Raw genomic sequence first — 22,975 nt, forward strand, 5'->3', positions numbered from 1 at the left:
TCAGATGGAAAACAAAGAACTAATTAATAAAATAAAAGTCTACCGGGCGATAAAAAAGATCAGCCAGGAAGAACTGGCCATTGCCATCGGGGTTACCCGCAAAACTATAAATACCATCGAAACAGGTAAATATATCCCTTCAACTATCCTCGCATTAAGGATCGCCCGATATTTTAACGCTCCCGTCGAAGCTATCTTTGAGTTGAATGAAAACGACGAGGCCACTTGATCATACTCCGAAAACCGAACAATTTTCAGATAAATGAAAGGTCTCCTTCTTTTTTATTTCAAAGGATATAGAGTTTTCCTTTTTATTATGTAAGTTTACAACTCAAACCATAAATCTAAAATCGTATGCTTGATAATACTCAAATTGATAGAATATTTAAGAAGTTAAGAAAGATATATCCTATAATAACAGGAACAGCAATCGGACTATTTTTATCAGGGAATATTGTTCCTATACCTCCCAATTTCCCTTATAGTCACGGGATATGGGGAGTTATGGGAGTCTGCATAATTATCCTGATCTCCTTCATTTTCTCCTATCTGAGCTACGTGATTAAAAAAAAGATCGGCCTCCTGCAAAAGAAAGACGGCGAGGCATAGAATTAAGCTATCATTCAATCCTCTTTTCATCAGAAACATTTATACAAAACTACGGTTTATTTCAAAAAAAGTAGTCGTTTTGTACAAATAAGATCCAATTACACACCCAAAACAATATTAGCATCAATATGCAATTTCCGGCTTATATCTCTGGCTACCTTTAATGTCGGTTCACATTTACCGGAAAGATACTCACTAATCCGGGAAGGACTAACACTCAACAACTCTGAGAGCTTTGTCTGGGTAAGATTCATTTCATACATACGAAGCTTAAGTACATCTACCAGAAGAGGGGTTTCCACTGGAAAATGTTCTTCTTCGTAATCGGCTACTAAGTCCGAAAGCAAATCCAGTTCAAGGAAATTCTTGTTATCAGTAGGTGTATTGTTATTTACAACCTTCAGCAGTTCTTCTATTCTTGCACAGGCTGCATCATACTGTTTTTTATCTTTTATCTTTGCCATATTTATCTACAGTTTAAAGTGTGTCTCACTAATGCAAAATACTATATCTTAGAACAGTCTATTTTATCGTATTCATTATGTGTGCCTATAAAGCGAATGAAAACTTTTCTGGCAGCAAATAATATGATAGCAACCAATCTATAGTCATTACCTTTTATATTAAAAACAAATCGGTCATTACCCACAAAATCAACACTATTGAATGTTTGCTTTACATCTGCCAGGCATAACCAATCGCTTCTTTCCGTCTTTTTATACCAATCTTTCAAAGCGACATCTGCATCAGCATGTTTCTTAGAATATTCTCTTATGGCTGCAAATGTGATTATTCTCATGATTAATTATTTGCGACAAAGCTACTCACTTTATTCCAAATAACAAAATATTTTTCCAATATACAAAAGCATTTTCCCTTAAGAGTAGAGATTATCCCTCAAGGAGTATTTAATTCTATTTTTTATATACATTTGCGAATCGACATAACCATATACATAAATCATCTTATTATGAACGACAAATTAAACATTCTCTGGACAACCGACAATAAAGACACCATATTCAATATGTTATCGATGTACACCCTCAACTCCAAAAAGAGAGGCTGGTGGAAAGAAGTGAACGTGATCCTTTGGGGAGCCTCCGTTAAGCTCGCCGCCCGGGACACGCAGGTGCAGACGGAAATCCTGGAAATGCTTCAAGCAGGCGTCACCGTCGAAGCCTGCCAGGACTGCTGCGAAAGGTTCGAAGTGAAGCCAATCATCGAGAAACTGGGTGTTACCGTCAGATACATGGGAGCCCCGCTAACCGAATATCTCAAGAACGGAGAAAAAATATTGACCCTTTAACGGGCAACATATCCTTATATAATTCTCTTTATTTTATACACCGAAATACACAACATTATGGAACCTCTGATTTTAAAAGACAAAAACGTTTTCCCCACTAATGAAGTCATCGCCGACGTTCTGAAGGCTAGTTTTCCCGCATTCGAAGAATTCAGCGCATCGGCCGCAGCCGCCGACCTGACACTCGAGTGGAACTATTACAACGACGGGAAGGCCTGGTTATGCAAAGTCCTGTCAAAGAAGAAAAACCTTGCCTGGCTGGTTGTCTACCAGAGCTTTTTCAAAGTCACTTCCTACTTCACGGAAAAACACCTGGACCGTATCGCCGGAATGGAAATTACGGAAAGCATCAAAGAAGAATTCTACCGGGCCAAACCCAGCGGAAAACTCATCCCTATGACCGTTACCATCACCGAAAAAGAGCAGGTGAAGGATGCCTTATCGATGATACTTTTCAAAAAAGGATTAAAATAGACGCATATGCAACCCAACGAGATCATAAAGAAACATATCGCCCCCTGCGGACTTCACTGCGGGGGCTGCTTTGCCTTCAACGGAGGCAAGATACAGAAACACAGCGGCGAACTCGCTAAAAGCCTGGGTAACTTTGATGTCTACGCCCAACGTTTCGTCACCATGCTCGACGAACCTGTCTTCGAAAACTATCAGGCGTTCAAAAGTATGCTGCATTACTTCTCGGAAACCAAATGCAACGGCTGCCGCGAGCAACAATGTGCCTTGTTCAAAAGCTGCAATGTCAGGGATTGTTTCCGCCAGAAGGGAGTCGACTTCTGCTATCAATGTGACTCGTTCCCCTGCTCACAGACCGGATTCGACGAGCATCTGTACAAACGTTTCATCTCGATCAACGAAAAGATACGCGAAATCGGCATCGAAAACTATTACGACGGGATCAAGGATCTTCCCAGATATTAACAACCCAATAATAACACACGCTGCACCATAAAAAATAATATGATACGCAAGCTAGAAAAAACAGCATACAACATAGCAACCGACCTCGCACTCGATGTATATATCCATTGTGGCCGGTCGGACTTCAACGACGAAGGGTTGGAGAGTTTCAAAAGCTTTATTTACAATGAACAGCTCATGGACGAACTGACCATCTACGGGGCTTTTGAACAGAACGAACTTATCGGTATCCTGGGAACGAAGAACAACGGGAAACATATTTCGTTATTCTTCATCAAACCGGAACACCATAGAAAAGGAATAGGAAAAAAGCTTTTCGACTATATGGAAAACGATTCTCCGGTTTCCGAAATGACCGTCAACTCGTCCACATATGCTATTCCTTTCTACAAACAGCTGGGCTTCGAACCCACAGGCGAGATACAAAGTGTCAACGGAATGACATTTCTCCCTATGAAGAAATAACCCCTCTCGCATATTCGCCAGTCCCGTTTGGGAAATCAGATTAAAATCGAGTACCTTTGCCTGCATGGAAAAGTTAGTAATTGTCGGATGCGGACGGCTCGGAGGTATCGTGGCCGACGCTGTAATCAAAGGCATTTTGCCCGAATATGAGTTAGTGGGTGTCTACTCCCGCACAGTCTCCAAAGCAAAAAACCTGGCTGCCCGGATGCAACAACACGGGAAACCTTGCCGGGTATGTACGACCATCGAAGAGTTGCTTGCCCTGAAACCGGACTATCTGGTGGAAGCCGCCTCGCCTGCCGCCATGAAAGAGCTGGCGTTGCCTGCACTGAAAAACGGCACTTCCATTGTCACCCTTTCGATCGGGGCGCTGGCCGACGACCTCTTTTATCGCGAGGTAGCGGAGACAGCCAAGGCAAACGGCACCCGTGTCTACCTGGCCTCCGGGGCTACCGGCGGCTTCGATGTGCTGCGGACTACCGCCCTGATGGGAAACGCCACCGCCCGTTTTTTCAACGAGAAAGGCCCTAACGCCCTGAAAGGAACCGCCGTCTACGATGAATCGCTGCAAACGGAACAGCGCGTCGTCTTCTCCGGAAATGCGGTGGAAGCCATCCGGCTCTTCCCGACGAAAGTCAATGTTACGGTAGCGGCCTCGCGGGCTTCGGTAGGACCAGCGAACATGGAGGTGACAATGCAGTCCACCCCCGGATTTACGGGCGATACCCAGCGGGTAGAGATCAGGAACGATCAGGTGCATGCCGTCATCGACGTCTACAGCGCAACGGCAGAGATAGCAGGATGGTCGGTAGTGAACACCCTGCTCAATATCACCTCACCCATCGTATTCTGAGAGGTTAGCCAGTACTTTTTCGCTCAGGCGGTCGAACGCCTGGCGTGTACGGCCGGTCGACACCTGCATGCAACGTACGTGCGGATGGCTCAACAACTGGACGTTGCCCAAAGCACCTGCAGTATCACAGAAACAAAGGTTGTCGCCTTCCAGCCACTTCACAAACGGAGTCTCGTCCCAAGCGGGAGACAACCCCGTATTGAACAATATCTTTTTATTACCGAGCTGCTTAAATTCCGCTTCATGCAGCAAGACCGTGTTCTTATTCAGGCAGCAGCAAACCACTTCACTTTGTGCCAGCAGCTCACCCAGTGGCAGGAAACGGTAACCTTTCCTACGTGCCTCTTCCTTCTCGCTCCGGGCAAAATAGGCAACATCGGCACCGAAGAACTTCAAGGCATCGGCAATCATCCCACCGGACTTACCCAGCCCGACGATCCCCACTTTCAATCCGGTGATCTCGCGAGGCATCTCATCCCATGCCTCCTGTCCGAAGCCGTGCAGGCAACGAACCAGCTCGCTGATAACATACTCCACCACCCCTTCGTCGCCATAATCGCGGATACCGGTCACAACAATCCCCCGTTCGTTGGCATAGCGGATATCGACATTGGCGCTCTCCGGCGAGTAAAGGGAACAGCACATCCCGATATAGCGGACATTCGGGCATTTCTCCAGTGCCGCCCGTTCGATCCGGGAGGTGTAACTCAAAAGGACAGCGTCCGCATCCCCGATACGGACAGCCACCTCTTCATCCCCCGCGGGTATGTCATCGTACATAACTACTTCTTTCGCAAAATCTTGCAATTTCTTTTCTGCTGACGGAATCAGGCTTACAGGCTCTATCGCCACAAGTTTATTGAACATGAATATTTCTGCTTATTTGTTTCCTCACAAAATTAATCCTTTTCGGTAAGAAACAAAAGACTATTTCCATCCATTCTTCCTTTCTCTCCCCTATTTGCGCATCTGTTATGCTGCCGGGAAGCATCTGTTATGCCTCCGAATAGCATCTCTTTCCCGGAAATTCCATATCTCGAAAACTTATCTTATCTTTGGAAACATGGAAACAAAGCAAGCAACAATCAACCGGATCAACATCGTGATCGACTGTAAGGACGCGGGTCTCATGGCTTCCTTTTACAGCCGCCTCCTCAACTGGCAGTGGACACACCCGCAGGCAAACGGCTGGTCGGCCATCACCTCTCCCACCGGCATGGTCATCGCCTTCCAGGAGATAGAAGAATACGAACCGCCCGTCTGGCCCTGGCAAGAAGGGAGACAGGGACAAATGCTCCACCTCGACTTCTACGTCGACGACCTGGAGGAAGCCGTCCGCCACGCCCTCAGCCTGGGAGCTAGCTTGGCAGGCGAGCAATACTTCAAAACTTCCCGTACACTGCTCGACCCCTCCGGCCATCCTTTCTGCCTGGATACGGACGAACCGGAATAACCTTTCCAACCCTACCGCCATGAAAAATAAGAATTTGAACGAAATGAGTAACGAAGAACTCTGGCAGCTGTTCCCGATCATCCTCTCGGCACACGACCGGGACTGGCCCAAGCGTTACGAAACAGAAAAAGACTGCCTCGTGAAAGCCGTAGGAGCGGAAAATATCGTCCGCATCAGCCATATCGGAAGCACATCCGTACCGGGACTGACAGCCAAACCGACGATCGACATATTGCTGGAAATACAACAGAAAACCGACCTTGCCCGCCTCATCCCGACCATCGAAGCGGAGGGTTACATCTATTCCCCCCAACCCGGTAATCCGCCTCCCCATATGATGTTTATGAAAGGCTATACCCCCGAAGGCTTTAAAGGTCAGGCCTTCCACCTCCACATAAGATACTCCGGCGACTGGGACGAACTCTATTTCCGCGACTACCTTCTCTCCCATCCCGACACGGCGCAAGCCTACGGAGAATTGAAAGTCAAACTACAAAAAGAGTACGAACATGACCGCGACGGCTACACCGATGCAAAAACCGGTTTCATCCGCGAAATAACAAACCGGGCAAAAGAACAGGTTTGAATTTGGCCGGATTGGACAACTCCCGGTCAGTATAGATTGCCTACTTTTGTCGCTAAAGAATCAGAAGCATGCGAAGCAGTACCGAAAATATCTATCAGGAAAAGGTGAACCAGGTAATCGATTACATCAGCGCCAACCTGCACCGGACGTTACAACTGGACGTTATAGCCGGAAGGATCTGTGTATCCCGGCGGCAGTTGCTCCGCATCATGCGCTCCGCCCTCGACGAATCCCTCTATGCCTACATGGCCAGGCAACGGATGGAACGGGCCATCATGTATATGCAGACGGAGGAGATGACGCTGGCCGAGCTGGCCGCGCGGGTAGGCTACGACAATCCGCAATCGTTCTCGAAAGCCTTCAGGAAGCTGTTCGGAATCTCGCCGAAAGCCTATATCAATGGGTTGAACGCCCGCTTGCAGGAATATGTGAAAAGCAGCGGTGGCAAATACGAAACCGTCCCTTCAGAAATCTACGAGGAGGAAGACCTGAATCTGATTTATATCCGCATCGTGGGACAGTACGGGGAGGAAAAGCCTTACGAAACGGCCTGGAACAAGCTGATAAAGTTCCTGGAAGAAAAGCAGGCACTATCCGCCGCCACCCGCTTCATCGGCCTGAGCTTCGACGATCCGAATGTCACCACAGCCGGACAATGCCGCTTCTACGCCTGTGCAACGGTGGATAAGCCGGTCGAAGCGGCAGGCGTCTTCGGCACACTCCGGTTGCGGAAAGGGAAATATGCCGTTTATACGTTGAAAGGCAGTTATTCCAGCCTGCAGGAGTTTTACAACAACATCAGCGTCAGCTTCAACCACACCATCCGCCACGGGATGCCTTTCGAGGAATACATCCATTACACCGGGACGGACAGCGAAGCGGCTCTAACCAAGATTTACATACCCATAAAATAAGATCATCATGGAAACGAAATACATCACCCTGACGAAGGAAAACATCGCAACCGAACATATCTGCTGCGCCTTCTCCGACAAGAAATGCAAGGAAAGTTACGAGCTGAAAAAAGAATGGCTCAGGAAAGAGTTCGATAACGGATACGTATTCCGCCGTCTCGACGAACGCGCCAAGGTATTTATCGAATATGTTCCCGCCGAAAAGGCATGGGTTCCCGTCGATGCCCCCGGTTATCTGATGATAAACTGCTTCTGGGTTTCAGGGCAGTACAAAGGATGCGGGCACGGAAAGGCCCTGTTGCAATCCGCCATCGACGATGCCAGGACACAGGGAAAGGCGGGGTTGGTCACCGTAGCGGGCACCTCCAAGTTCCATTTTATGAGCGACACCAAATGGCTTTTGCGCCAGGGTTTCCAAACGGTGGAGAAGCTGCCTGACGGTTTCAGCCTGCTGGCTTTGAAAATCGACTCCGAAGCCCCCGACCCATCGTTCAGGGCAAGCGTGCGAAGCGGGGAATGCGAGGAGAAGAACGGCGCGGTCGTCTATTACACCAACCGTTGCCCGTTCACGGAATTTCATGTGCGCGGTACGCTGGCAGAGATGGCCGAAAGGAAAGGTATACCGCTGAAAATCATCAAACTGGAGACGATGGAACAGGCACAGGACGCTCCTACCCCGGCTACCCTATTCACTCTTTTCTACAACGGGAAGTTCGTTACGACCGACGTCAGCGTATGTATGGAGAAGCGGTTCGAGAAGATTGTCGGGATTTGATCGCCCGTCTGCCAGCAGACGGGTTACCCGAACAGGCCGGCAGGCGACTCCAATTCAAGCAGCAGCTTCTTCGCCGGAAGACCTCCGGCATAACCTGTCAGCTGACGGTTGCTGCCGATAATACGATGACAGGGCACAAAAATCGAGATAGCATTCGCACCGTTAGCCGCCGCCACCGCACGCACTGCCTTGGGATTGTCCAGGCGTTGGGAAAGTCCGGCGTACGACTCGGTCGCTCCATAAGGGATCTTCAATAGTTCATTCCAGACCTTTTTCTGAAAATCGGTTCCGGCAAAAAGCAGGGGGATATCGAAAAAGGTACGTTTATGGTCGAAATATTCGTCGAGCTGGGTGATCGCTTCTTCGATCGCCGCGGATCCGCCCTCCTCATATCCGGCATGCAATTCTTTCTGAAGCCGGGCGTCGATCAGCTTTCTACGCTCCTCATCCTGCCAGTCGCACAGGCATAGTTTATCACCGTATGAACCGATAATCAATTTTCCGCAAGGGGACTGATAGTATTGTATCCGGATCGTTTCTTCCATTTGGGTATCGTATTTATTTGTATGACAGCAAATCTACAAACTTTACAGGGAGGAAACAACAGGATAACAGGTGTTTTCATACATTTTAAGTTATAGGGAAACTGTCCGTTGTTTCAACAAAAAAGATACATTGCCCGGATAGGATACATGAATTTTCCAGATAAAAGACATTCATAGTCTGCATAAAAAGAAAAATCCTCATAAACCTAAGTTTACAAGGACTTCTTATACTCTGCGGAGAGATAGGGATTCGAACCCCAGGAACCTCTCAGTTCAACGGTTTTCAAGACCGCCGCAATCGACCACTCTGCCATCTCTCCAGTACGTTTTGCTATCGTTTTCTCTCGATTGCGGTGCAAAGGTAGTGATTATTTTTATATCTCCTAATCTTTGGAGAGATTTTTTTCTTTTTACGCTAATATTTTTCTTTTAACCGCAAGGGATGGGAGTTGTATCCGTTTTATTGCTATTTTTGTATTCTATAATTATCAATGAAGTAATAAGTTTTATATGAGAAAGTTGAAAGATTTATTCCTGATTTCAGTCGTGTTGCTGCTCGTCAGTTGCTCCATGTCTGCCAAATCGGATAAAAACGAAACGGGAGGTGTCGCTGCTCAGGGCGAAGTGGTCGTTCTGAACAAGGCAGATTTCCTGACCAAAGTATATAATTACGAAAAAAATCAATCGGAATGGGTGTACGAAGGCACCAAACCTTGCATCGTGGATTTCTATGCCGACTGGTGCGGACCCTGCAAGAAAGTGTCGCCGATCCTGAAGGAACTGGCCGGAGAGTATAAGAACGACATCATCATCTATAAGATCAACGTCGATAACGAAAAGGAACTGGCCGCCGCTTTCGGCATACAGAGCATCCCTACCCTGCTGTTCATCCCGGCAAAAGGAAAACCGCAGATCGCACAGGGCGCGCTTTCAAAGGAACAGTTCGTTGAACAGATCAACGGATTCCTGCTGGGTAAAAAGTAATTTTCAGCCACGTGGTTATATCATTCCACGTGGTTTCAACCATAAAAAAAGAGGGCACCTCAACGAGATGTCCTCTTTTTTATTTGGCATTGAGCGAATTATTCAGCGCTTTCTGCTGCGGGAGCTTCTTCTGCAGGAGCGTTGGCTGCTGCTTCTTCAGCTGCCTTTGCTGCAGCAGCTGCTGCTAATTCTGCTTTCTTTTTAGCTACTTCTTCAGCTTTTGCCTTGTTAGCTTCTTTTTCAGCGTCCATACGAGCTTTTTCAGCAGCCTTAGCTGCTTCGCTGTCTTTAGACTTTACTGCTTCAACAGAAGCCTGTTTGTTTTTCAACCAAGCCTGGAACTTTGATTCCGCTGCTGCTTCGTCGAATGCACCTTTCTTTACACCTTCCAGTAAATGCTTTTTCATGCATACACCTTCGCGTGACAGAATGTTGCGAGTTGTGTCTGTAGGCTGTGCACCTACCTGTAACCAATACAAAGCTCTTTCGAAGTTCAAATCTACTGTAGCAGGATTAGTGTTCGGATTATAAGAACCTATCCTTTCAATAAACTTTCCATCACGTGGAGCCCTGCTGTCTGCGACTACGATCTGATAAAAAGCGTAGCTTTTGCGACCGTGTCTCTGCAATCTAATTTTTGTTGCCATGTTTGAATAATTAATTTAAGCTGTTTGTATTAGCGGGTGCAAAGATAAGTTGTTTCGATTCATAAAACAAATCTTCGGAGAGGAAATATCCGGGAAATCCGGACTTTTTATGCGACAAATTGGATCGCCGGTTGCTTTTACAGACATTTTTCCTACCTTTGCGCCTTCTTTTTACACATATATATAATGTACGTATGATTTCTATAGACGGACTTACAGTAGAGTTTGGCGGAAGCGCCCTCTTTTCTGATATATCTTTCGTGATTAACGAGAAGGACCGGATCGCCCTGATGGGGAAAAACGGTGCGGGCAAATCGACTTTGCTCAAAATACTTGCCGGGACACGCGAACCGACACGCGGAAAAGTGTCGGCTCCCAAAGATACGGTGATCGCTTACCTGCCCCAGCACTTGATGACGGAAGACGGCCGGACGGTTTTTGAAGAAACGGCACAGGCCTTCGCCCACCTGCATGAGATGGAAGCGGAGATCGAGGCGATCAACAAGGAACTGGAGACACGGACCGACTACGAATCGGACAGTTATATGGAGCTGATCGAGCGTGTCTCGACACTCAGCGAGAAGTTTTATTCGATCGAAGAGATCAACTATGACGCCGACATCGAGAAAACATTGCTCGGACTGGGATTCAAGCGCGACGACTTCGGGCGGCAGACCAGCGAGTTCAGCGGCGGATGGCGCATGCGTATCGAGCTGGCAAAGTTGCTGTTGAAGAAACCCGACGTGCTGCTGCTGGACGAGCCGACCAACCATCTGGACATCGAATCGATCCAGTGGCTCGAAGACTTCCTGATCGACAACGGACAGGCGGTGGTTGTGATCAGCCACGACCGCGCGTTTGTCGACCATATCACCACCCGTACGATCGAGGTCACGATGGGCCGCATCTACGACTACAAGGTGAATTACAGCAGTTACCTGCAACTCCGCCAGGAACGCCGCGTACAGCAGCAGAAAGCCTTCGACGAGCAGCAGAAGATGATTGCCGAAACAAGGGAATTTATCGAACGTTTCAAAGGTACATACTCCAAGACCCTGCAGGTGCAGAGCCGCGTCAAGATGCTTGAAAAGCTTGAGATACTGGAGGTGGACGAGGAAGACACTTCGGCACTTCGCCTGAAATTCCCGCCCTCTCCCCGCTCCGGCAACTATCCGGTGATCGTGGAGGACGTGGCAAAGGCGTATGGCGACCATGTGGTGTTCCGCAACGCCAATCTGACCATCGAACGGGGCGACAAGATCGCTTTCGTAGGGAAAAACGGCGAAGGAAAATCCACCCTCGTGAAATGTATCATGAAAGAGATCGAACACGACGGTACGCTGACGATCGGGCATAACGTGATGATCGGCTATTTTGCGCAGAACCAGGCTTCGATGCTGGACGAGAACCTGACGGTTTTCCAGACCATCGACGACGTGGCGGTGGGTGATATCCGCAACAAGATCAAGGACTTGCTGGGCGCGTTCATGTTCGGCGGCGAAAATTCAGCCAAGAAGGTGAAGGTTCTGTCGGGAGGCGAGCGCACACGTCTGGCGATGATCAAGCTGCTGCTCGAACCGGTCAACCTGCTGATCCTCGACGAGCCGACGAATCACCTGGACATGAAAACGAAAGACATCCTGAAACAGGCGTTGCTCGATTTCGACGGTACGCTGATCGTGGTGTCGCACGACCGTGATTTTCTCGACGGCTTGGTAACCAAAGTCTACGAGTTCGGCAACCAGCGGGTAACGGAACATCTGGAAGGCATCTACGAATTCCTGCAACGGAAGAAGATGGAAAACCTGAACGAGTTGGAGAGAAACCAGAAGAAATAAAAACGCTCCGCCACGAAGGTGTGCGGAGAAGAGACAAGCGAGCAACAGGCGGCCGTCCGCAGAGCAGCCGACCTATCTCCTGAAAAGGATGCATGCTTTTCCGAAAAAGGGTGCATGCTTTTTCAAAAGAGGATGCACCCTTTTTATCGAAAGGGCGCATCCTTTTTTTCGCGAGTTTAAATCTTCACTCCGAAAGTGAGCATGAGGTCGTAAGTGGCGCGGTTCACGTCGTCATGATAGCTATAATGCGTGCGCCGCGAGAAATAGCGGTTCGAGAGCGCGATATTCCATTTTTTCCCGGAGAAATAAACCAGCTTGATGCCCATCACCGTCAGGCGTGAATGCCCTTTGTCGCCCTGTACGCTGAAGGTATTCGGGTCGACCGTACTCAGATCGATGTCCGGATTGTAACCTTTCCAGGTAAAGATATGGTAGTTCTCCATATTCAGCAGAAACGACCAGTGCCTGTTGTAAGTCAACCCCGTGAAAGCCTTCACACTGTAACCGCTTCCCATATTGTAATCGCGTTCGTCGAGGCGGAAATAATCGGACGAGCCACCGCCCAAGGCGACACCGTTCACGTAAAATTCGCCGTAAGCATCCACCTTGTCACTCGGTTCCGACCGTTTGTAATAGATCAGGCCGCCACCCACCGCTGCCGCTTCCGAGATGCGGTAAGGGGAAACTTTGTCGCCCTCGCTGTCGCGCAGCTGCGAGTCATAATAGTCAAAATGCTGGAAAATACCTGCCGTCAACGTGCGCGGCCCTTTCTCCCACACCCGCTTTCCCCACAGGGCGCCGATGGCATTCACCTGGGTGATGACGGGCTGACTGGAGAAGAAATCGAAACCGGCACGCAGTTGGAACCACTCGTAGGGCGAATAGAACTCATCTTCAAACGGGTCGCCATAATCCAGCCGCAGCGACAGGTGCATACTGGTCGTGCCATGCTTCGAATGCTCCTGTTCGGCCAGGAAACGGGGACCGGCACTCACGATAAAGTTCACGGGCACAAACGAATAGGTACGGCCTTTGTGCGGACGATAACGCCACGCCTCACCTGTTATCAGACGGTTGATGCCGCGCACGGGCGATATCAGTCCCGAAAGGATCTCGCGCCCGACACGCTCGGCTCCCGAGGTACGGTCGTCGATGAAAAGGTCGGACAAGCGGTAGGTGATCTCACCCAGCTCCACGCCGCCGAACGTAGTGGCCATCAGGTCGTTGATGGAGGGCGGCTCCGCCTCCATGAAGAATTCCCACATCAGACTTCCTCCGGCGGCGAAGGGAATGGATTGCCAGAAGTTCATCCCATTGCTACGGGCAGCATTGAAATACAACGATCCATGATAAGGATGCGCCACCAGGTTGGTAGAGAATTTATCCGTGTCCCAGACGGGACCTGTCTTGAAATTGTTCTTGATCGTACGGCCATTGATGCGGGCGAAGTCTTCGTTCATCGCAAAACGGTCGAAGGCCCAGATCGCCATGTTCAGGCCAAACACCTCACCGGCTGCCAGCCAAGGCTTCTTAGGCATAAAGGTGGTCGAGTCGCTCACGTAATTTCTTGTATCCATTTTTGGGAAGTGCTGCGCCCGAATCCATTGGGTCGAAAACAGAGCCAGCACCCCTATCCAAATAAACTTTTTCATTTTTTTTCAATCTTGTGCCTTAAAGACTAATCAACTAACTCATGCAAACTTATACATAATTAACAGTATGGAACTCGTTTGGTTTAAATTATTCTTAGGTTGTGTTGCTAGAAACAGACACAATTCAAAGGAAATACTTACTTTTGCAGAAAAAAACAAAATGATAGATTTCATTACCTTTTGCGACTACACCGGAACGTTCGCCTTCGCAATTAGTGGGATCAGACTAGCTTCTGCCAAACAATTTGATTGGTTTGGCGCCTATGTGGTCGGGCTGGTGACGGCCGTCGGAGGCGGTACGATACGCGATATCCTGCTGAACGCGACTCCTTTCTGGATGGAGCAGACTTCTTATTTAACAGTTTCGGCTCTCGCCTTATTATTTGTTATCATCTTCCGGAAATATGTGATCCGGCTGAATAATACCTTTTTCATATTCGACGCTATCGGCCTGGGGCTGTTCGGCGTGGTCGGGATCGCCAAAACACTCGAATTCGGCTTCCCCATGTGGGTGGCAATCGTGATGGGAACGATCACAGGGTCGTTCGGAGGTATGATGCGTGACATATTGATCAACGAGGAACCGCTGATCTTCCGGAAAGATATCTATGCCCTGGCGTGCGTGTTCGGCGGAGGCGTATATTATTTATGTATGCTTGCCGGGCTGAATCCCTCCATCACCCAGTTCGCGGCGGCGCTGGGCATATTCCTGGCACGTATTATAGCCGTAAAATATCACATAAGCGTTCCCGTATTGAAGGGAGAAGAATAAATTTATTACCTTTGCATTATGACAGTAAATATGAACGATCAGCGAGATAAGGCCTCCATCCTGCTCATCTACACAGGCGGAACAATCGGTATGATTGAAAACCCCGAAACCGGAGTATTAGAATCATTTAATTTCCAGCATCTTAGAGACAATATGCCGGAATTGAAGAAGCTCGGTTACGCGGTTTCGACCTATCAGTTCGACCCGGTGCTCGACTCGTCGGAGATGGGCCCCGACTCCTGGATGAAGATCGTGAAGATCATCGCAGACAATTATGCGAAATACGACGGCTTCGTGGTGCTGCATGGCACGGATACGATGTCGTTTACCGCCTCTGCCTTGAGTTTCATGCTCGAAAACCTGAGCAAGCCGGTCATCTTCACCGGTTCGCAGTTGCCCATCGGCATGTTGCGAACGGACGGGAAGGAAAACCTGATCACGGCGATCGAAATAGCTGCTGCCAAGGAAAACGGCGTACCGATCGTACCCGAAGTCTGCATCTTCTTTGAAAACGACCTGTTGCGCGGCAACCGGACAAGCAAGATCAATGCGGACAATTTCAACGCATTCCGTTCATACAATTACCCGGCGTTGGCGCATGCCGGTATCTATATCAAATATGACACAGGCCAGATTTATCACCCTGTTTCGCGCAAACCGCTGAAACCCCACTATCTACTCGACCGCAACATAGCGATCCTGAAGCTGTTTCCCGGCATCTCGCCGCAAGTGGTGGAAAGCATCCTCAATATTCCCGACCTGAAAGGGGTCGTGATGGAAACCTTCGGCAGCGGAAACGCTCCGAGCTACGACTGGTTCCTGAAGATGCTCAAAGAGGCGGTCGACCGTGGCATCGTGATCGTAAATGTAACCCAGTGTTGCGCCGGAAGCGTTGAGATGCACAGATACGAAACGGGCCATAAATTACTGGAAGCCGGCGTTATAAGCGGGTTCGACAGCACAACGGAAAGTGCCGTCGCCAAGCTGATGTTCCTTTTCGGCCACGGACTTTCTCCGGAGGAAGTGAAGGACCACATGAACTGCTCGCTGATCGGGGAAGTGACAATCCCTGATACGTTCCGTTCCTGAATATACTATGTAAAACAGAATGAGCCGCGAGGCGGAATAGAAAAACATGAAACTATCATTTCTTAGCTTAGCAAGTGGAAGCAGTGGTAACTGCTATTATCTGGGTACTCCCGAGTTCGGGATACTGATTGATGCTGGTATCGGAATACGTACCATAAAGAAGGTGTTGAAAGATAAGGCGATCGACTTTTCTAAAATCGTGGCTGTCCTGATAACCCACGACCACGCCGATCATATAAAGACGGTAGGTTGCCTGGGAGAGAAAATGAACATTCCGGTATATTCTACCGCCGCCGTCCACCGGGGGATCGAAAAGAGCCGCTATGTGGAGGAAACCTTGATCGGTTCGCGCCGGATCATCGAGAAGGAAGTGCCTTTCTCGATACGCGATTTCCTGATCACCGCCTTTGAAGTTCCGCACGACAGCACCGACAACGTCGGCTATTATATCGAGTATGGCGATCATAAGTTCACCTTCGCTACCGACGTGGGTCATATCACGGATACGGTCAGTCATTACATGCGGCTGGCGACCCATCTCATCATTGAAGCGAACTATGACGAGGAAATGTTGAAGTTCGGCACCTACCCCGCTTTCCTGAAAGAGCGTGTAGCAAGTCCGACCGGCCACCTGAGCAACCGCGAAGCTGCCGAATTCCTGGCCGCCAACTACGACCCCAAACTGAAGGATATCTGGTTGTGCCACCTCAGCCGCGACAATAATCATCCGGAGCTAGCCTATAAAACCGTCGATATCCGTCTTTTCCAGGAGGGTGTCCGTGTCGGCAAAGATGTCTCACTTATAGCACTTAAGCGTACGACTCCGTCTGATATATTTGAATTCGAGTAAAATTTAGTCAGAAAAAAGCGACAAAAAAATTTGCAAAGAAAAATTAAACCCCTATCTTTGCACCCGCAATCGAGAAACAAAGATCACGATCAGGAAACGAAGATAGCAACAGATTGACTTGGTAGCTCAGTTGGTAGAGCAAATGACTCTTAATCATTGGGTCGAGGGTTCGAGCCCCTCCCAGGTCACTCCAAGATACCAACATCGACTTGGTAGCTCAGTTGGTAGAGCAAATGACTCTTAATCATTGGGTCGAGGGTTCGAGCCCCTCCCAGGTCACTTAAAAAGAATTACATTCTTATTCTGAAAGCCTTTCGTAAATAAAATACGAAAGGTTTTTCTTTTTTATGGATGGCTTAAAAGAAGGACATTTCAAGTACGACAAAAATAAAAATGGCATCAGTTATTATTTACTGTAACATTTGTTACATTTTTAAATAGAAGTATCGTGTACCTTTGTTCCAAATTATTTAAGAATTAAAATATGGAACAGTTACATGCACACGAAGTCCTTTTCATGATGGAAGGAAATAGTTATTCGGAAGCCAGCCTGCGGGAAGCTATCATCGGGAAATTTGGCCGGGAACAACGTTTTTATGCTTGTTCGGCTGAAAATATGAATGTGGATGAGTTGATCGAATTCCTGAAACAAAAAGGGAAATTCATGCCGAAGGATGATGGTTTCACTGTGGATATCACGAAGGTTTGCAGCCACTAAAAAGATTTCTTCGGAATGAGAATCACACTTTTTCTGATTAAATAGTATTATCTATTTAATACGGCAAATAAAAACCGCCCTATTCTCACGAACAGGGCGGATGTTTGCCCACTAAAGGGCTTGGGATACAACGTTATTAGATATGAGGATTAACGTTATAGAGTAAAAAGTATGATTTCACCAATTACATTGAATTCATAAAAAAATTAGTTAGTCCAATCAACTACAAAATCAACGCCGGGGTCCTCTCTTGTACCCTGCGGCTCCTTAGGGATTTCCCAATCCGTAATAAAAGCACCTGTATAATCAGATCCGTAACCTGCCTCCTGGGTTTTATCGTCGCCGTCAGCAGGCTTTTTACAATTCCATACCGGTGAAGCACCACGTTTGCGTCTTGCAAGGCAAACGGCATACACTGATCTCTGTCTTCTTTTGTTCCCTCCACCCTTCCGGGGGAAGGAATTAGTTTCAGCACCAAAATATTCAACTCCAATCATCTATAAATAAATTTTCTCAAGTGACCCTGGTAAGAGTTTTTTTAACTCTGATGTAAAGGTATCCTACCGAATGTATTGTTTTGCACCCATCTCCAACTATTTTATTTACGAAATTTATAAATGTGGGGCATCGCTTAGCCGGAATACTCCAAAAATGCCAAAACGGGAGAGTGGAAAGAAAAAATACTCCTTTTCTATCAAAGCTGACTGTTTGTTGATAAAATCAGCTTATTTTGCAACGGCTGGCAGAAACGGAGGAAATACGCCTCCAACATTTCGCATCCGCCTGTTGTTGTATTGATACAAAAAGAAAGAAAATGAAGAATAAGACACACCAAAAAAGAGTCGCAGCCATACACGACATTTCCGGCTTCGGAAAATGCTCGCTGACGGTAGCGTTACCCATTTTATCGGCCGCAGGAATCGAGACCTCGGCGCTCCCCACAGCCATCCTCTCCACCCATACCGGAGGAATCAGCGGATACACTTACCGGGACCTGACCGACGATATGCGCCCGATCATGCAGCACTGGAAGTCGCTCGGCATACCATTTGACGCCATCTATACCGGCTATCTCGGATCGTTCGAGCAGCTGGACATCGTAAAGGAGTTCTTCGACACCTTCCGCAGAGACGGCAACCTGATACTGGTCGACCCCGTGATGGGCGACAACGGCGAGCTCTACACCAGCTTCACCCGCCAGTTTGCCGCCGGAATGAGGGCGCTCTGCCAGAAAGCGGACATCATCGTGCCCAACCTGACCGAGGCCGCCTTGCTGCTGGACGAGCCTTATCAGCCGGGACCTTATACGCACGCCTACATCGAAAGTATGCTGCACAAGCTGGCTGACCTCGGACCGAAACAGGTGGTCCTGACAGGCGTTTATTTCAAAGATGACGAGCTGGGCGCGGCTACCTACGACCGGACGACGAATGCGGTGGACTATGCCTTCACCAAGAAAGTGCCCGGCTATTACCACGGGACAGGCGACGTGTTCGCAAGCGCCTTGCTGGCCGCCTTGCTGAACGGCTTCACCCTGATCGGAGCGGCCGCTATCGCCGTGCATTTCACCGCCGAAAGCATCCGCCGCACCTATGAAGCAAAGACAGACTACCGCTTCGGTGTTAATTTTGAAGAAAGTTTTCCCGACTTTCTAAAAGAACTGAAACTCATATAAATAGTTTCGATTTTATTTTTCATCTTTGCGCTATTATAATAAAGTATAAACTTGAAACCGCCGATATTATAGACATGAGTAAAGTAAAAATTGCTATTTCCGGAATAGGAGCTGTAGGAGGCTATTACGGTGGGTTGCTGGCAGCCTACTATCAGAACTCGGAAAACGTGGATATCTTCTTCATTTCACGGGGCGAAAACCTGCAGGTTATCAGAAAAGACGGATTAGAAATAAAGAAATCATTCAAGAAAATAAACGCCCGACCGACGCTGGCCACCGACGATCCGGCAGAGATCGGCCCGGTAGACTACCTGTTCTGCTGCACCAAAAGTTACGACCTGGAGGATAATATCCGGAGCCTTGCCCCGGCGATCGGTCCCGACACCGTGATCATCCCGCTGCTCAACGGCGCGGATATCTCCGAACGGATACAGCAGGTGTTGCCCGGCAACAAGGTATGGAAAGGCTGCGTTTACATCGGCTCGCGGCTCGTCGCCCCCGGCTATGTGCAAAAGTTCACGCTGAAGGACCGTCTGTTCTTCGGACTCAACGGCAAGGACAAGGAAAAACAAGCCGAGTTGCAGAAAATACTTAGCAGCGCACGCATCCTGTCGACCAATCCGGACGACATAGACTTCGAGATCTGGAAGAAATTCTTTATGATCTCTACGGCCGCTACGGTCACCTCCTATTTCAACGAGACGATCAACGAAGTGATAGACAAGCACATCGACCTGTTCATCACCCTGGGATACGAACTCCAAAGCGTAATAGAGGCCAAAGGGATCAAACTGCCGGAAGACATCGTTTTCTCGTCGATCAAGTCGCAGCAGATGATGCCGAACGGTTCGACCACCTCCATGCACAGCGATTTCAGACGCGGAAGCAAGACCGAAATAGAGACGCTGACCGGCTACGTGATACGCGAAGCGGAGGCGCTGGGGCTGGAAGTCCCGACCTACCAGTTCATGTACAAAGGGCTGACCCAATTCCCCTATCCCCGCTAAGGTTCACGGAGAACGTCCGGACAGCCTGACAAAACAAAAGGGAACGCAGACAACGCAAAATACGCAGAGAAGTGCAGGTATCATATTGATCGGTAATCAAATATCCTGCAAGACTCTGCGTATTCTATTTTATCTGCGTTCCCTGATATCTGTTTTCAGAAAGACGCATACCGTTTTTCCCGAAAGATCAGCCGATATAAGTTTCCATAAACTTCGCATTCGGAGCCGGCGAGATCGTCACCACTTCCGTATCAGCCGGGATCAGCACGGTCTGCCCCTGGTGGATAAAGACCTCGTTCCCCTTATTGTCGCGGATGGAAGCCTTGCCCTCCATACATATATATACGACAAACGAATCGAGTTCGGAGAAGTCGCGCACCATCATCGTATCCAGATCGAGCAGGTTGGTCGTAAAATACTTGCAGTTGGCAAGCTCGACCGTAGCGTTGGTATGCGCCTTGTAATGCGTGCGGTAGTCGGGAAGCGTCGTATAGTCGATCGCATCCTTAGCCAGTTCGGTGTGCAGCTCGCGCCCGTTGCCGTTGGCGTCCTTGCGGTCGTAGTCGTATATGCGGTAAGTGATGTTGCTGGTCTGCTGTATCTCGGCGATGAAACATCCGGCACCGATGGCATGCACACGTCCGGCAGGCAGGAAGAAAACATCGCCCGGAGAGACTTCATAGCGCTGCAAAACATCCATGATGGTGTTGTCGCCTACCCGTTTCACATACTCGTCCGCGTCGATCTGCTGCGAGAAACCGGAGTAAAGCCCTGCGCCCTTTTCGGCCTTTATCACGTACCACATTTCCGTCTTTCCGAAAGAGTGATGCCGTTTCATGGCCAGTTCGTCATCCGGATGCACCTGGATAGAGAGGTCATCGCGGGCGTCGATAAACTTGATGAGCAGGGGGAAGGTGGAACCGAATTGCTCCATCACCTTCTCACCCAGCAACTGCTTGCCGTAGGTACGGATCAGTTCGTCGAGCGATTTGCCTTCCAGTCCGCCGTTATCGACGATCGAATAGTTTCCTTCCACATGAGAAAGTTCCCAGCTTTCGCCGATACCTTCTTCTACTGGCGTGATGCCCTTGAACGGGCAGATGTCTGCGCCTCCCCAAATGATCTTCTTGAGGATAGGCTTAAATGTCATTGGATATAACATAACTGTGTTTTTGTTGTTTGGTTATTTCTTTACTTTTACTTTTCTCAGTACAACAGCACTGCGTGCCGGAATGTACAGTTTCAACCACTCTTTTTTCTCTTTTTTATACAAAGGGTCAAATTGTGTGAAATGATGTACCGAATCGTCCGCGATGCCGAAGCCTCCGAAACGGGTAGCATCGGTGTTCAAAACCACCTCATACTCGCCTTGGGGCACAAGGAAGCCGTAATCGGTATAGGATTTTGAAGGACTGAAATTGAAGACGAACACGAGGTCTTTGCGCATATAGGCCAGGATCTGGTCGCCATCGCTGTCCCACACCTTCTGTATCGGGGTGGACTGGAAATTCTTCACGCTGCGGATCAACTCGATCATCTCGCGGTCGAAATCGCCCAGGTAGTGGTATTTCAAATCCATGTTGTCTACCAGCTCCCACTGGCGGCGTGCGTACTTGCATGACCAGCCGTTGCCCTCGCGCGGGAAATCGATCCACTCCGGATGCCCGAACTCGTTGCCCATAAAGTTGAGGTAACCGCCGTTGATGGTCGAAGCCGTCACAAGGCGTATCATCTTATGGAGTGCCACACCGCGTTCGACCACGAAGTTACGGTCGTCCTTCTGCATATGCCAGTACATATCCGCATCTATCAGGCGGAAGATGATGGTCTTATCTCCCACCAGCGCCTGGTCGTGGCTTTCGGCGTAACTGATCGTCTTTTCGTCGGCCCTGCGGTTGGTCGTCTCCCACCAGATGGAGGAAGGATGCCAGTCCTCGTCTTTCTTCTCCTTGATCGTCTTGATCCAGTAGTCGGGAATGTTCATCGCCATGCGATAGTCGAAGCCATAGCCGCCGTCTTCATATTTGGCTGCCAGTCCGGGCATGCCGCTCACTTCCTCGGCGATGGTGATGGCATTTTTATTCACTTCGTGTATCAGTTTGTTGGCAAGGGTAAGGTAAGCGATCGCGTCGCCGTCTTGATGCCCGTTGAAGTAGTCGCCGTAATTGCAGAAAGCCTCGCCCAACCCGTGGCTGTAGTAAAGCATCGAGGTGACACCGTCGAAACGGAAACCGTCGAACTTATACTCTTCGAGCCAGAATTTACAGTTGGAAAGCAGGAAATGCAGCACCTCGTTCTTGCCATAGTCGAAGCAAAGCGAGTCCCAGGCCGGATGCTCGCGGCGTGAACCGCTGAGGAAATACTGGTTGTAGGAGCCGTCGAAACGTCCGAGGCCCTCCACCTCATTCTTGACAGCATGGCTGTGCACGATGTCCATGATCACCGCAATACCCATCCCGTGCGCATCGTCGATCAACTGTTTCAGCTCTTCGGGCGTGCCGAAACGCGACGAAGCGGCGAAAAAGCTGCTGACATGGTAGCCGAAGGAGCCGTAATAAGGATGCTCCTGGATAGCCATGATCTGGATGGCGTTGTAGCCTTCGCGGGCGATGCGGGGCAGAACGTTGCGGCGGAACTCATCGTACGAGCCGACCTTTTCCTCGTTCGTCGACATGCCGATATGACATTCGTAGATGAGGAGCGGGGCGGTATCGGGTTTGAAACGCTTGTTCTTGAACACATACGGCGTAGCCGGGTTCCAGACCTGTGCGCTGAATATCTTCGTCGTGTCGTCCTGTACGACGCGCCGTATCCATGCCGGGATGCGTTCGCCGCTGCCCCCGTCCCACTCGACCAGCAGCTTGAACAGGTCTTCGTGGTGCAACAGATCTTCTTCGAGAGCAATCTCCCAGACGCCATATCCCTGGCGTCTCATTTTATATCGTTCTTCTTTTTTCCAGTCGTTGAATGTACCGATCAGGTAGATGGCCGTGGCGTTCGGGGCCCATTCGCGGAATACCCAGCCCTTGTTGGTCTTGTGCAAACCGAAGTACAGATATCCGGAAGCCATTTCCGACAAGGTTTGTTTTCCTTTGTTCGTCAGGCTCCTTTCCTTATCAATCACGTATTGATACCGTCCTTCTATCGCCTCTTTATAAGGGGCAAGCCAAGGGTCATTCTTTATTAGATTCAGAGACTCCATGATTTATTTGAGATTGGTTTAGCGCAAAGATAAAAGAAAAAAACATACTGTATTGATATTCCCGGGATATTTCTTAATTTTGCGTCAAACCCCATA

At 48.9% G+C, this 22,975-nt stretch carries 27 protein-coding genes and 3 tRNA genes; 20 read left to right on the forward strand and 10 right to left on the reverse strand.

The features are described from left to right. Positions 1 to 4 precede the first annotated feature (4 nt). The gene (locus DWW23_RS14660; RefSeq protein WP_122354029.1) at positions 5 to 229 is read left to right on the forward strand and encodes a helix-turn-helix transcriptional regulator; all 225 of its coding nucleotides are present in this window, start codon (positions 5 to 7) and stop codon (positions 227 to 229) included. 478 nt (positions 230 to 707) lie between these two features. On the opposite strand, the gene DWW23_RS14670 is transcribed toward DWW23_RS14660, so the two are convergent. Continuing rightward, a complete protein-coding gene (locus DWW23_RS14670; protein ID WP_075558127.1) occupies positions 708 to 1,073 on the reverse strand; it encodes a type II toxin-antitoxin system HigA family antitoxin in 366 nt (121 codons plus the stop codon). 41 nt (positions 1,074 to 1,114) lie between these two features. Beyond that, a complete protein-coding gene (locus tag DWW23_RS14675) occupies positions 1,115 to 1,408 on the reverse strand; it encodes a type II toxin-antitoxin system HigB family toxin (RefSeq protein WP_122354031.1) in 294 nt (97 codons plus the stop codon). Positions 1,409 to 1,579: 171 nt separating this feature from the next. Here DWW23_RS14675 and DWW23_RS14680 point away from each other — a divergent pair, with 171 nt between their 5' ends. The 5 genes from DWW23_RS14680 to DWW23_RS14700 all read left to right on the forward strand — a co-directional run bounded on the left by DWW23_RS14680 (position 1,580) and on the right by DWW23_RS14700 (position 4,172). After that, a complete protein-coding gene (locus DWW23_RS14680; protein WP_122354032.1) occupies positions 1,580 to 1,918 on the forward strand; it encodes a DsrE family protein in 339 nt (112 codons plus the stop codon). Positions 1,919 to 1,975: 57 nt separating this feature from the next. Further along, entirely contained in the window at positions 1,976 to 2,392 is a 417-nt protein-coding gene (locus DWW23_RS14685) for a DUF3788 family protein (protein WP_075558129.1), read from the forward strand. A 6-nt stretch (positions 2,393 to 2,398) separates the two neighbouring features. After that, positions 2,399 to 2,854, forward strand: coding sequence for a DUF3795 domain-containing protein (locus DWW23_RS14690; protein ID WP_122354033.1), 456 nt, complete (start codon positions 2,399 to 2,401; stop codon positions 2,852 to 2,854). Between the two features lie 39 nt (positions 2,855 to 2,893). Then, positions 2,894 to 3,319, forward strand: a complete 426-nt coding sequence (locus DWW23_RS14695) for a GNAT family N-acetyltransferase (protein WP_122354034.1) — start codon at positions 2,894 to 2,896, stop codon at positions 3,317 to 3,319. Between the two features lie 64 nt (positions 3,320 to 3,383). Continuing rightward, complete coding sequence (locus DWW23_RS14700) at positions 3,384 to 4,172, forward strand: aspartate dehydrogenase domain-containing protein (protein ID WP_122354035.1); 789 nt, start codon at positions 3,384 to 3,386, stop codon at positions 4,170 to 4,172. On the opposite strand, the gene DWW23_RS14705 is transcribed toward DWW23_RS14700, so the two are convergent. Next, positions 4,155 to 5,039 carry a D-isomer specific 2-hydroxyacid dehydrogenase family protein gene (locus tag DWW23_RS14705; protein WP_122354036.1) on the reverse strand — a complete coding sequence of 295 codons (885 nt, stop codon included), beginning with the start codon at positions 5,037 to 5,039 and terminating at the stop codon, positions 4,155 to 4,157. The genes DWW23_RS14700 and DWW23_RS14705 overlap by 18 nt on opposite strands. A gap of 94 nt (positions 5,040 to 5,133) precedes the next feature. Between DWW23_RS14705 and DWW23_RS14710 the strand changes: the two genes are divergently transcribed. The 4 genes from DWW23_RS14710 (at position 5,134) to DWW23_RS14725 (ending at position 7,900) form a co-directional block, all read left to right on the forward strand. Then, a complete protein-coding gene (locus DWW23_RS14710; protein WP_233564344.1) occupies positions 5,134 to 5,625 on the forward strand; it encodes a VOC family protein in 492 nt (163 codons plus the stop codon). A 19-nt stretch (positions 5,626 to 5,644) separates the two neighbouring features. After that, entirely contained in the window at positions 5,645 to 6,211 is a 567-nt protein-coding gene (locus DWW23_RS14715) for a GrpB family protein (protein ID WP_122354037.1), read from the forward strand. A 68-nt stretch (positions 6,212 to 6,279) separates the two neighbouring features. Beyond that, complete coding sequence (locus DWW23_RS14720; protein WP_122354038.1) at positions 6,280 to 7,125, forward strand: GyrI-like domain-containing protein; 846 nt, start codon at positions 6,280 to 6,282, stop codon at positions 7,123 to 7,125. 7 nt (positions 7,126 to 7,132) lie between these two features. After that, a complete protein-coding gene (locus tag DWW23_RS14725; RefSeq protein ID WP_122354039.1) occupies positions 7,133 to 7,900 on the forward strand; it encodes an N-acetyltransferase in 768 nt (255 codons plus the stop codon). 23 nt (positions 7,901 to 7,923) lie between these two features. Here DWW23_RS14725 and DWW23_RS14730 read toward each other — a convergent pair whose 3' ends face one another. Further along, positions 7,924 to 8,445, reverse strand: a complete 522-nt coding sequence (locus tag DWW23_RS14730) for a methylated-DNA--[protein]-cysteine S-methyltransferase (RefSeq protein ID WP_122354040.1) — start codon at positions 8,443 to 8,445, stop codon at positions 7,924 to 7,926. A gap of 235 nt (positions 8,446 to 8,680) precedes the next feature. Then, a tRNA-Ser gene (locus tag DWW23_RS14735) sits at positions 8,681 to 8,765 on the reverse strand. Between the two features lie 190 nt (positions 8,766 to 8,955). Between DWW23_RS14735 and trxA the strand changes: the two genes are divergently transcribed. Beyond that, positions 8,956 to 9,429, forward strand: a complete 474-nt coding sequence (gene trxA, locus DWW23_RS14740; RefSeq protein ID WP_122354041.1) for a thioredoxin — start codon at positions 8,956 to 8,958, stop codon at positions 9,427 to 9,429. A 98-nt stretch (positions 9,430 to 9,527) separates the two neighbouring features. On the opposite strand, the gene DWW23_RS14745 is transcribed toward trxA, so the two are convergent. After that, positions 9,528 to 10,076, reverse strand: coding sequence for a 30S ribosomal protein S16 (locus DWW23_RS14745; protein ID WP_122354042.1), 549 nt, complete (start codon positions 10,074 to 10,076; stop codon positions 9,528 to 9,530). A 194-nt stretch (positions 10,077 to 10,270) separates the two neighbouring features. Here DWW23_RS14745 and DWW23_RS14750 point away from each other — a divergent pair, with 194 nt between their 5' ends. Next, the gene (locus tag DWW23_RS14750) at positions 10,271 to 11,914 is read left to right on the forward strand and encodes an ABC-F family ATP-binding cassette domain-containing protein (RefSeq protein ID WP_122354043.1); all 1,644 of its coding nucleotides are present in this window, start codon (positions 10,271 to 10,273) and stop codon (positions 11,912 to 11,914) included. 176 nt (positions 11,915 to 12,090) lie between these two features. Here the strand turns inward: DWW23_RS14750 and DWW23_RS14755 are convergent, their stop codons facing one another. Continuing rightward, positions 12,091 to 13,566: a DUF3943 domain-containing protein gene (locus tag DWW23_RS14755; protein ID WP_122354044.1), complete on the reverse strand. Its 1,476-nt coding sequence runs from the start codon at positions 13,564 to 13,566 to the stop codon at positions 12,091 to 12,093. Between the two features lie 160 nt (positions 13,567 to 13,726). On the opposite strand from DWW23_RS14755, the gene DWW23_RS14760 reads away from it, so the two are divergent. The 6 genes from DWW23_RS14760 to DWW23_RS14785 all read left to right on the forward strand — a co-directional run bounded on the left by DWW23_RS14760 (position 13,727) and on the right by DWW23_RS14785 (position 16,995). Continuing rightward, complete coding sequence (locus DWW23_RS14760) at positions 13,727 to 14,338, forward strand: trimeric intracellular cation channel family protein (RefSeq protein ID WP_122354045.1); 612 nt, start codon at positions 13,727 to 13,729, stop codon at positions 14,336 to 14,338. 30 nt (positions 14,339 to 14,368) lie between these two features. Beyond that, entirely contained in the window at positions 14,369 to 15,427 is a 1,059-nt protein-coding gene (locus DWW23_RS14765; RefSeq protein ID WP_370449275.1) for an asparaginase, read from the forward strand. Positions 15,428 to 15,473: 46 nt separating this feature from the next. Then, complete coding sequence (locus tag DWW23_RS14770) at positions 15,474 to 16,277, forward strand: MBL fold metallo-hydrolase (protein ID WP_122354047.1); 804 nt, start codon at positions 15,474 to 15,476, stop codon at positions 16,275 to 16,277. Between the two features lie 115 nt (positions 16,278 to 16,392). Beyond that, positions 16,393 to 16,465: transfer RNA gene (locus DWW23_RS14775), tRNA-Lys, on the forward strand. Between the two features lie 18 nt (positions 16,466 to 16,483). Beyond that, positions 16,484 to 16,556, forward strand: a tRNA-Lys gene (locus DWW23_RS14780). Between the two features lie 205 nt (positions 16,557 to 16,761). After that, positions 16,762 to 16,995, forward strand: a complete 234-nt coding sequence (locus DWW23_RS14785) for a YecH family metal-binding protein (RefSeq protein WP_122354048.1) — start codon at positions 16,762 to 16,764, stop codon at positions 16,993 to 16,995. Between the two features lie 206 nt (positions 16,996 to 17,201). On the opposite strand, the gene DWW23_RS14790 is transcribed toward DWW23_RS14785, so the two are convergent. Next, positions 17,202 to 17,492 (reverse strand): hypothetical protein, encoded by a 291-nt coding sequence (locus DWW23_RS14790; protein ID WP_222941130.1) that lies wholly within the window; start codon positions 17,490 to 17,492, stop codon positions 17,202 to 17,204. 317 nt (positions 17,493 to 17,809) lie between these two features. Here DWW23_RS14790 and DWW23_RS14795 point away from each other — a divergent pair, with 317 nt between their 5' ends. Next, positions 17,810 to 18,670 carry a pyridoxamine kinase gene (locus DWW23_RS14795; RefSeq protein ID WP_122354049.1) on the forward strand — a complete coding sequence of 287 codons (861 nt, stop codon included), beginning with the start codon at positions 17,810 to 17,812 and terminating at the stop codon, positions 18,668 to 18,670. Positions 18,671 to 18,744: 74 nt separating this feature from the next. Continuing rightward, entirely contained in the window at positions 18,745 to 19,677 is a 933-nt protein-coding gene (locus tag DWW23_RS14800) for a ketopantoate reductase family protein (RefSeq protein WP_122354050.1), read from the forward strand. 187 nt (positions 19,678 to 19,864) lie between these two features. On the opposite strand, the gene DWW23_RS14805 is transcribed toward DWW23_RS14800, so the two are convergent. Both DWW23_RS14805 and DWW23_RS14810 read right to left on the reverse strand, forming a co-directional pair. Beyond that, entirely contained in the window at positions 19,865 to 20,839 is a 975-nt protein-coding gene (locus DWW23_RS14805) for a type I phosphomannose isomerase catalytic subunit (RefSeq protein WP_122354051.1), read from the reverse strand. A 21-nt stretch (positions 20,840 to 20,860) separates the two neighbouring features. Continuing rightward, positions 20,861 to 22,879, reverse strand: coding sequence for an alpha amylase C-terminal domain-containing protein (locus DWW23_RS14810; protein ID WP_122354052.1), 2,019 nt, complete (start codon positions 22,877 to 22,879; stop codon positions 20,861 to 20,863). Positions 22,880 to 22,975: the final 96 nt, after the last annotated feature.

This window comes from Parabacteroides sp. AF14-59, assembly GCF_003479515.1.
Classification (GTDB): domain Bacteria; phylum Bacteroidota; class Bacteroidia; order Bacteroidales; family Tannerellaceae; genus Parabacteroides; species Parabacteroides faecis.